Origin of the sequence: uncultured Rothia sp., assembly GCF_937976295.1 — a bacterium.
GTDB lineage: Bacteria > Actinomycetota > Actinomycetes > Actinomycetales > Micrococcaceae > Rothia.
Genome location: NZ_CALJRY010000124.1, coordinates 1 through 7,174, shown reverse-complemented (window position 1 = coordinate 7,174; position 7,174 = coordinate 1). Strand labels below are relative to the sequence as shown.

Below are 7,174 nucleotides of genomic sequence, written 5' to 3'. Positions count from 1 at the left end.
TCAAAGCCTAGACTGTATCCTATGCCACTCATAAAGTTATGGGGTAGCGCATAAATACACACAGGCGCACACTATCACCAGGAGAGAAGGAACATTATGGCCGCGAGTACATACCAGGTCATCGCGCTGGCGATTTATTTTGTTGCCATGATCGCAATCGGCCTATGGGCAAATAGCAAGAACAACAGCCTCGACGACTATGTGCTGGGCGGGCGACAGCTCTCCCCCACCGTCGCCGCACTCTCAGCGGGCGCCTCCGATATGTCCGGTTGGCTCCTCATGGGTCTGCCCGGCGCCGTCTACCTCAGCGGCCTCTCCCAGGCTTGGCTCGCCGTCGGCCTGACCATCGGCGCATGGTGCAACTGGAAGTTCGTGGCACCGCGACTGCGTAGCTACACCGAAGTAGCTGGCGACGCCGTGACCGTCCCCGTCTTCCTGAGCAACCGCCTCCATGACACCAAGCGCGTGCTGCGCATCGTCTCCGGTGTCGTGATTCTGGTGTTCTTCACCTTCTACGTCTCCTCCGGTATGGTGTCCGGCGGTCTGTTCTTCAAGTCCTCCTTCGGTCAGGAATACCACACCGGTATGCTCCTGCTGGCAGGCATCACCGTGTTCTACACCTTCTTCGGCGGCTTCATGGGCGCATCCTACACCGACATGGTTCAGGGTCTGCTCATGCTCGCAGCGCTCATTGCCGTTCCGGTTGTCACCATTATTGACCTCGGCGGCGTGGGCCCCGTGGTTGAGTCCATCAGCCAGGTACGCCCCGATGCGCTGAGCATCTTCGCAGGCACCACCTTCGCCGGTATTGTTTCGTCCCTCGCGTGGGGTCTGGGCTACTTCGGTCAGCCGCACATTATCGTGCGATTCATGGCAATGCGCACCCCCGCGGACGCTAAGTCCGGCCGCCGCATCGGCATCAGCTGGATGGTTCTGACCGTGTTCGGCGCACTGAGCGGCGCGTTCATGGGTATCGCCTACTTTGCACGCCACCCCGAGGCGTCCCTCACCAACCCCGAAACCGCTGAGTCGGTCTTCCTGGACCTCGCCCAGATTCTGTTCCACCCCCTCATCGCGGGCCTGATTCTGGCGGCGGTTCTGGCGGCAATTATGTCCACCCTCTCCTCGCAGCTGATCGTGTGCTCCTCCGCTCTGGTGGAGGACCTCTACGGCATCTTCTCCTCGAAGAAGCTCAGCGCGTCCAAGTCCCTGTGGCTCGGTCGTGCAGGCGTGGCAATCGTGGCGCTGGTCGCTGGTGCCCTGGCGTGGAACCCTAACAGCTCCATCCTGCAGCTGGTCGCATTCGCTTGGGCTGGCTTCGGTTCGGCATTCGGCCCGACCGTTCTGCTCTCCCTCTACTGGCGTAAGCTGACCACCCAGGGTGCACTCGCCTCCATGATTACCGGTGCCGTTGTGGCATTCGCATGGGGCCAGAGCCCGATGAAGTCCGTGCTCTACGAAATGGTTCCCGGCTTCGCTTCGGCAATGCTGGTCGCAATCATCGTCTCCTTGGTCACCTACAAGAAGAACCCGGTCATTGACGAAGAGTTCGACCGCGCGGTAGAGCTCGCAAAGGTCAAGTAGCCCACAAATAATCGAGACCGGGTAAGGTTCCTTACCCAACCTCTACGGCCCGGGCCGCACACACGCGGTCCGGGCCTTCTTATATGCCCGGGCAACGTAGAATCTCAGGCAACGTAGAATAGGGTCTATGACTGCACAACTTCCCGAAAAGGTCTCGGACATCTTCAACCCCGCCGACTGGCGCGTCGTCGAAGGCTTCGAAGACTTCACCGACATCACCTACCACCGCCAGGTTGAGCGCGACGAAAACGGCGAAATCCTGCGCGATCTGCCCACCGTGCGCATCGCATTCGACCGCCCCGAGGTCCGCAACGCATTCCGCCCGCACACCGTGGACGAACTCTACCGCGCCCTCGACCACGCCCGCATGACCTCCAACGTGGGCACCGTACTGCTCACCGGCAACGGCCCCTCCGCCAAGGACGGCGGCTGGGCCTTCTGCTCCGGCGGCGACCAGCGCATCCGCGGCCGCGACGGCTACCACTACGCCAGCGGTGAGACCGCAGAAAGCATCGACCCGGCACGCGCAGGCCGACTGCACATCCTGGAAGTGCAGCGCCTCATCCGCACCATGCCCAAGGTCGTTATCGCCCTCGTCTCCGGTTGGGCTGCAGGCGGCGGCCACTCCCTGCACGTGGTTGCCGACCTGACCATCGCCTCCGAAGAGTACGGCAAGTTCAAGCAGACCGACGCAACCGTCGGCTCCTTCGACGCAGGCTACGGTTCGGCGCTGCTCGCACGCCAGGTGGGTCAGAAGTTCGCCCGCGAAATCTTCTTCCTCGCCAAGGAATACGACGCACAGCGCATGTACGAAATGGGCGCAGTCAACGACGTAGTCCCCCACGCCGAGCTCGAGAACAAGGGCCTGGAATACGCGGCGCACATTGCCCGCCAGTCCCCGCAGGCAATCCGCATGCTCAAGTACGCCTTCAACCTGCCCGACGACGGCATGCTCGGCCAGCAGGTCTTCGCCGGTGAGGCAACCCGCATGGCGTACATGACCGACGAGGCTGTGGAGGGTCGTGACGCGTTCTTGCAGAAGCGTGACCCGGACTGGTCCAACTACCCCTACTACTTCTAAGCAGTACTTCTAAGAAAGTACATCTACCGCAGTAGTTTCAGATGTATAGGCTCGGAGCCGGATTCCCCCTGATACCCTCAGCTAAGAATCCGGCTCCGGCGCATTTGATGCCGTCTCTCTATCTCTCTCCCCGGTATATGACACACCCCGGTATATGACACTCGGCGCATGCCAGCACGCAGCCGCTACCAACAGCCGCTAAGGATTTAGCCATGATCAACACCCCCGTACCCGGGCTCGTGCCCTCCCCCGCTCCGCAGGAGGCTGCCCTGCACCCGCAGGCGGTACAGGTGCGCGCCGATCAGCCTGCCGATCCTCACGCCATGTTGGGTGCTTTTGAGCAGCTGCTGGGTGAGCTCACGGCGGGTGCGGAACACGCAGGGTCGGATAGCTCTATTGCCCTGGTGGTGGGAACCTCCGGATCCACCGGAACCCCCAAACGCACCGCGCTGACGGCGCAGGCTCTTGCCGCCAGCGCGGCAGCCACCGAGAACTTCTTCAGCTCAAACTCCGATGCCGCCTCGCAGTGGCTCCTGGCCCTTCCCGCGCACTATATTGCCGGCGCGCAGGTGCTCGCCCGCTCCGTACTCGCCGGTACCGTCCCGGTCATTGCCCGCTCCGTAACCGAGCCGGTGCACTTTAGCCCCGAAGTTTTCCTGCAGGCCGTTGAGCAGATGAGCTCGGCACGCCGGTTTATCTCCCTGGTACCCACCCAGCTACATAAGCTCCTTGAAAGCGCGGACGCCACCCCGACCCTGGGTGCTGAGATTCACGAGGCGCTCGGCTCCTTCACCGGGATCCTGCTTGGAGGCGCCCCCGCCAGCGCCGACCTGCTCGCCGCCTCCACCGAGCTGGGGCTGAACACGGTGACTACCTACGGTAGTGCCGAAACTGCCGGCGGATGCGTCTACTCCGGCTCCGTTCTGCCCGGCGTGCGGGTGGAGCTCGTACCCGAAGAAGGTATGCCCGCCGTGCCTGATACCGGTGGGAAGCCGGCGCAGGTGGGCCGTATTTGGATCAGCGGCGCGCACCTGGCCAGCGGCTACATTGGCGATGCCGCCCGCACCGCCGAGCACTTCTTCACCGCCGCGGACGGCACCCGCTGGTACCGCACCGACGACTATGGCCTCCTGGACTCTACCAATAGCTCTGCAACCAGTAGCTTCGGTAGTGTTGAGCCGCGGCTTCAGGTGCTCGGCCGTAGCGACGACGTGCTCATCAGCGGAGGCGTAAAAATCTCCGCCCGCGCCGTGGCGACCGTCCTCGAAGAGCACCCCGCCGTACGCGAAGCCTGCGTAGTCGGTCTGCCCGATGCCCGCTGGGGTACCGCCATTGCCGCCGCGGTCACGCTGGTACCTTCTGCCGATGCCGCGGCTGCACCTACCGAGAATCGTCCCGCCCTGAACGAAGAACTCTGCGCCCTGCTGCGTGCCCGCTGCGCCGAAAAGCTCGGCGCACCCGCCGCACCCAAGCAGCTGAGCATCCTGCCGGATTTCCCGCTCACCAGCACCGGCAAGCCGGACCGCGCAGAAATATACAGTATCCTGGACAGAGACTATCGTCAGGGCTAAAGCGGGCTCATCCGCGGGTTTTCACCCCGCACACGCAGCCGCCCGCATGCCCTGCCCATCACCGTCACAACCCGTCACGCACAACACCCACGCATCATACGCACTTAGACCCGGAAGGAACCCCCGTGGCAACTGCCGCCCAATGGATTGAAGGCGCTCGCCTGCGCACCCTGCCGCTCGCCGTCGCCCCCATTATTGCAGGCTCAGCTGCCGCCTACGAGATCAACGAATTCAAGCCGCTCTACGCGTTCTTAGCGTTCCTCGTCGCGTTCTTCCTGCAGGTCGGCGTGAACTACGCCAACGACTACTCCGACGGCATCAAAGGTACCGACGAAGACCGCGTGGGTCCGCTGCGCCTCGTCGGTTCCGGTGCGGCAAGCCCCCGCTCCGTCAAGTACGCCGCCTTCACCTGCTTTGGTCTAGCGATGCTTGCGGGTCTTGTTCTGGTGGCTCTGGCGAACCAGTGGTGGTTCCTGGCGATTGGCGCCTCCAGCGTCTTCGCGGCGTGGGGCTACACCGGCGGCAAGCACCCCTACGGCTACATGGGTCTGGGTGACGTGTTCGTCTTCGTCTACTTTGGTCTGGTCGCGACCCTGGGCACCCTCTACACGCAGGCACACACCCTGACCCTGCTCGGCTGGGTTGGTGCTATCGGCATTGGTCTGATTTCCTGTGCACTGCTCATGGCAAATAACGTGCGCGACATTCCCACCGACATTGAGGCGGGCAAACTGACCATGGCGGTCCGCCTGGGCGAACGCTGGTCGCGCATCACCTACATCGTGGAGATGGCGCTGGCGCTGGGCCTGGGCGTGCTCCTGCTCGATGAGAACCCCTGGTTCCTGCTGATCTTCGTGCTGGTCGGCCCGACCATCCACTCCTGCGTGACCGTGTGGACGCGCGGCGGTCGCGAGCTGATTCCCGTGCTCAAGCAGGCGGGTATTGTGGCGCTCGTGTACTCCGTAATTCTTGCCCTCGCCGTGTGGCTGGGTTCGCTGGATATTATTAGCCACGAGGTTCAGGTGTTCACCGGCTACTAAGCCGACGCACGAATCTGCGCCCGATTGCCGCGCCGGAGTGCCGCGCCGTTAAGCCGCTAGCGGGCACCCTGTTCATAGTTCTGCGATAACGCGGCGGTATGTCATAGTAGTGCTTATGATTCGAGCCATGCTGATTATTGGCGGCGCCGCCCTCATCGTGGGGCTGACCCTCTACACGCTCTTGGACGCCGTCCGCACCCCCGCACACGAGGCGCGAACCCTGCCCAAGTGGCTGTGGGTTCTCGTCACCCTGTTCTTCCCCGTGGTGGGCCCGCTCATGTGGCTTATCCTGGGCCGTCCCAAGGCGCAGCCCGCAGCAGGCGCTCCTCGCCCCGGATTCGGTCAGCGACGTTCCACCCCGGCGCCCTCGGTCTCTTCCCCTGACGACGATGAAGAGTACCTGCGCTGGCTCAAAGCAAAAGCAGAACGCGAACGCCGCAGCCGCGAGGCAGAATCGAACACTACGCAGGATTCTGAGCGTAAGGACTCTGATCATAAAGATTCCGAGCGTAAGGACCCCGAGGACGGCACACCGAATCAGGGTAACGGGCAGAACTAGTCAGGACAGCTAGGTTTGGAGCTCGGGCTTAGAGCTCGTGCGCCCCTCAAGGTTTACAGCAAGAGGCTGTGAGCGCATCCGCAACGGATGGGCTCACAGCCTCTTCTCTATGCTCGAAACAGCTTCAGGGATTAGCTGCCGGGTTTATTTAGATGCCAGACTAGCTACCGGGTTTGTTAGCTGCCAGGCAGCTGAATCACGCCACCGTACAGCGGCGCTGCAGGCTCCGAATAGCCCACAAAATGCGGCATCTCATGCTCAAAATCAGTGGTGCTAAACGCCAGGGTCGTAATCGATGCCAGGTTGCACTCACGGGCACGCGGATCATGCTGCAGCATGCGGCCCTCAACACCCAGGCGAGTAATCCAAATCGGCAGCTGGTGCGACACAATAATCGCCTCCGCACCCTCGCCGCCACGCTCGTAGGCGGTACGCGCCGCATCCTGAACAGCCGCAGCCATACGGCGAATCTGATCCAGGTACGACTCACCCCAGGAGGGACGCGCCGGGTTGTACAGCTTCGTCCAGTGACGCGGGTTCTTCAGCAGCTCCTGCGCGTTCACGTGCAGACCCTCAAAGTAGTTATCCGCCTCAATGACGCGCTCATCCGGCTGCGCGGTCAGACCCAGCAGCTCCTCAACCGGGGCGGCAGACTCACGGGTACGCTGCAACGGCGAGCAGACCAGATGCACGAAACGGGCGCCGCGCTCAGCACGAGCCGCGAACTCCTCAGCGCTCAGACGCACCATCTGCTGGCCCTTATCGGACAGACGGTAGCCGGGCAAACGGCCGTACACGATACGCTCGGGGTTGTGCACCTCGCCGTGACGCATGAGGTGAACTTTAATGGTGGAAGTTTCAGTCATAATCCCAGTCTCTCAGATAGCGCGCCGCACCCCAAACAGGTGACCCACACATGCGCTCTACAAATACAAAACCCCGCGTCCAAAACCCCGCCCGCAAAACTGCAGGAACGCAAAAACCCCGCCTCTCCATACGGAGGGCGGGGCGAAAGAAGTCTATTTACTTCTTGTTGCGGCGCTGGTGGCGGGTCTTACGAAGCAGCTTGCGGTGCTTCTTCTTGGACATACGCTTGCGGCGCTTCTTGATAACGGAACCCATAGGATTTCCTCACTTTACTCGTACCCGGCCGAGCCATTCGACTCGGTAGCTACCCGGGGATATTTATACCGGTATAACCGATCCAAAACGCATTTTAGGCACAGAAATACCCTTGCGTTTTAGAGCGCTACCTACCTAGAGTACTAGGTTTACCCCCATTTTCACCATTCGAGAGCGGCTTTTCAGGAGTTTTTCCCTGAATTTCCGCTTTTCCCGC

The 7,174-nt window shown here is 62.0% G+C and carries 7 protein-coding genes; 5 read left to right on the top strand and 2 right to left on the bottom strand.

All coding sequences use genetic code 11. The annotated features are described in order from the left end of the window. Nucleotides 1-96 precede the first annotated feature (96 nt). The 5 genes from putP (at nucleotide 97) to Q0216_RS03140 (ending at nucleotide 5,835) form a co-directional block, all read left to right on the top strand. On the top strand, nucleotides 97-1,584 hold the full coding sequence (gene putP / locus Q0216_RS03160; protein ID WP_070629964.1) for a sodium/proline symporter PutP: 1,488 nt from the start codon (nucleotides 97-99) through the stop codon (nucleotides 1,582-1,584). 127 nt (nucleotides 1,585-1,711) lie between these two features. Further along, nucleotides 1,712-2,665: a 1,4-dihydroxy-2-naphthoyl-CoA synthase gene (locus Q0216_RS03155; protein ID WP_049331736.1), complete on the top strand. Its 954-nt coding sequence runs from the start codon at nucleotides 1,712-1,714 to the stop codon at nucleotides 2,663-2,665. 212 nt (nucleotides 2,666-2,877) lie between these two features. Next, nucleotides 2,878-4,236 (top strand): AMP-binding protein, encoded by a 1,359-nt coding sequence (locus Q0216_RS03150; RefSeq protein WP_298592860.1) that lies wholly within the window; start codon nucleotides 2,878-2,880, stop codon nucleotides 4,234-4,236. Between the two features lie 125 nt (nucleotides 4,237-4,361). After that, the gene (locus tag Q0216_RS03145; RefSeq protein WP_298592859.1) at nucleotides 4,362-5,276 is read left to right on the top strand and encodes a 1,4-dihydroxy-2-naphthoate polyprenyltransferase; all 915 of its coding nucleotides are present in this window, start codon (nucleotides 4,362-4,364) and stop codon (nucleotides 5,274-5,276) included. 115 nt (nucleotides 5,277-5,391) lie between these two features. Further along, nucleotides 5,392-5,835 carry a PLD nuclease N-terminal domain-containing protein gene (locus Q0216_RS03140; protein ID WP_298592858.1) on the top strand — a complete coding sequence of 148 codons (444 nt, stop codon included), beginning with the start codon at nucleotides 5,392-5,394 and terminating at the stop codon, nucleotides 5,833-5,835. Between the two features lie 176 nt (nucleotides 5,836-6,011). Here the strand turns inward: Q0216_RS03140 and Q0216_RS03135 are convergent, their stop codons facing one another. Together Q0216_RS03135 and Q0216_RS03130 are read right to left on the bottom strand one after the other, a co-directional pair. Further along, nucleotides 6,012-6,701, bottom strand: a complete 690-nt coding sequence (locus tag Q0216_RS03135) for a histidine phosphatase family protein (protein WP_049347114.1) — start codon at nucleotides 6,699-6,701, stop codon at nucleotides 6,012-6,014. Between the two features lie 157 nt (nucleotides 6,702-6,858). Next, nucleotides 6,859-6,957, bottom strand: a complete 99-nt coding sequence (locus Q0216_RS03130; protein ID WP_005504750.1) for a 30S ribosomal protein bS22 — start codon at nucleotides 6,955-6,957, stop codon at nucleotides 6,859-6,861. Between the last annotated feature and the right edge of the window lie 217 nt (nucleotides 6,958-7,174).